General features: G+C 74.4%; 3 protein-coding genes. All 3 read right to left on the bottom strand.

Annotation, left to right across the window (positions count from 1 at the left end):
• Window positions 1-456: PfkB family carbohydrate kinase (locus AB0M20_RS41410; protein ID WP_364306794.1), on the bottom strand; the 456-nt coding region annotated here is incomplete at its 3' end.
• Window positions 453-1103, bottom strand: coding sequence for a bifunctional 4-hydroxy-2-oxoglutarate aldolase/2-dehydro-3-deoxy-phosphogluconate aldolase (locus tag AB0M20_RS41405; protein WP_364306793.1), 651 nt, complete (start codon window positions 1101-1103; stop codon window positions 453-455). The genes AB0M20_RS41405 and AB0M20_RS41410, both read right to left, overlap by 4 nt.
• A gap of 16 nt (window positions 1104-1119) precedes the next feature.
• Complete coding sequence (locus tag AB0M20_RS41400) at window positions 1120-1644, bottom strand: hypothetical protein (RefSeq protein WP_364306791.1); 525 nt, start codon at window positions 1642-1644, stop codon at window positions 1120-1122.
• Between the last annotated feature and the right edge of the window lie 168 nt (window positions 1645-1812).

Raw genomic sequence — 1812 nt, 5'->3', positions numbered from 1 at the left:
GGCCCGGGCCCGCTCGACGGCCTGGAACACCGTCGTGCGAGCGGTGTCGCTGAGGGCGGGCGTGATGCCCGTGACGTGCAGGATGTCGACGTCGTCGAAGCCGGGCAGGTCGGTCGGCAACAGCCGGGACCCCGCGCTGCCGGCCCGGTGGTAGTCGACGTGGGTCTGCGCCCCGGTCCGCCGATAGCGCACCATCAGCCCGGTGAACGCCTCGTCCCGGATGGCGATGGTGTGCACGCCCTCGGCGCGCAGCCGCCGCGCGATCAGGTCGCCGGTGGCGTCCGGGCCCACCCGCCCCAGCCACGTTGCCGCGCCGCCGAGCCGGGCCACGCCGATCGCCACGTTGGACTCGGCGCCGCCGATCGCATATCGGAACGAGGAGACGTGGTCGAGCGGGCCGATGTCGGTCGCGGCGACCAGCCCCATCGTCTCGCCGAACGTGAACACCCCCGTCATGCGGCGGACCTGGCGAAGGCCACCGCGTCGGCCGCGCGCTGTGCGCGTACCCCCAACTCGGTCAAACTGCCGCCGGAGGCGGCGTCGCCGAGCAGCGGACCGCCCAGCCCGACCGCCGACGCACCCGCCGAGAGCCACGTCGCGATGTCGTCGATGCCGATGCCGCCGGTCGGCATGATCCGCAGGCCGGGCAGCGGGCCGTGCAGGTCCTTGAGGTAGCCGGGGCCGACCGTGGCCGCCGGGAAGAGCTTGACCAGCGGCGCGCCGGTCTGGGTCGCGCGGTGGAGCTCGCTCGGGGTCAGCCCGCCCGGGTAGAACGGCACCCCGAAATCCTGGGCCATAAGCGGGTCGAGCACCGGCGACACCAGGAACGACGCGCCCGCGTCCACGGCGGCCTTGGCCTGGTCGGGAGTCAGCACCGTGCCGGCGCCGATCACCGCGGACGGCGGCAGCTGCCGGCGCAGCCCGGCCATCGCGTCGACCGCCCCGCGCGAGGTCAGCGTCACCTCGATCGCGGTGATCCCGGCTCGGACCAGCACATCGGCGACGGCGGCGAAGCTGTCCGCGGTGGGCGCCCGCAGCACCGCGACCACCCCACTGCGGACGATTGCGGCAGTCGTTCCATCGAGCACGGACAAGTCGGACATGAGCCCCTCCCCAGGATCACGTTTCCGATCTGATCCTGCCCCGCACCAACCGAGAAGGCACGCCCGGCTCCGGCGGCGAGGCGTCGATGCCCAGCTCCTCACGCACCGCCACCTCGAGCTCCTGCATCACCAGCGGCACCTGGGCGAGCAGCTCTCGGAAGTGCTTCTGCGGCTCCACCCCCGGAACCGGCGCCGGGCCACCCGAGGTGTGCAGCTTCTCCAGCAGCAGGTGCACGGCCAGCGCGGCGCTGCGCACCGGCCCCGAGGCGAGCAGGCGGACCTGGGCCAGGGCGGGCCCGACCTGGTCCAGGTAGATGAGCGGGTCGCCGGACTGGTTGACGCGCAGCCCGTAGGCGACGCGCTCGAACACCGCCATCAACTGGACGTAGGCGTCCTTGCGCTCGGCATACCACCGCTTGGTCCGGCGGGCCCGGCTGCGGGCATAGTCGTTGCGGGCCGACACGAGGATGGCCACCCCGGCCCCGGCCAGGGCGAACACGGCGGCGATGAGGGGCAGCCCCCACCACGGGATCTGAGACACGCGACTACGGTAGCGGCGGCCCCGCGGCGCCGATGGCGCGCATGGCCTCATCGACCACCTGCGCCGGGGTCAGCCCCGCGCCGCGCCGCTTGATCGCGTCCAGCCGCGCCGCCCCCAGCCGCTCGGCGACGGCGGCCCGCGCCCGGTCCAGGCGCGCCGCCTCGGCCG

Source organism: Actinoplanes sp. NPDC051633, assembly GCF_040681735.1.
Taxonomy (GTDB): Bacteria; Actinomycetota; Actinomycetes; order Mycobacteriales; family Micromonosporaceae; genus Actinoplanes.
Note: the sequence above shows the minus strand (reverse complement) of the source record. Positions and strands in the feature narration are given on the sequence as shown.

Coding starts and splice junctions, on each gene's coding strand:
- AB0M20_RS41405 (WP_364306793.1), bottom strand. CDS start 1,103: ATGTCCGACTTGTCCGTGCTCGATGGAACGACTGCCGCAATCGTCCGC.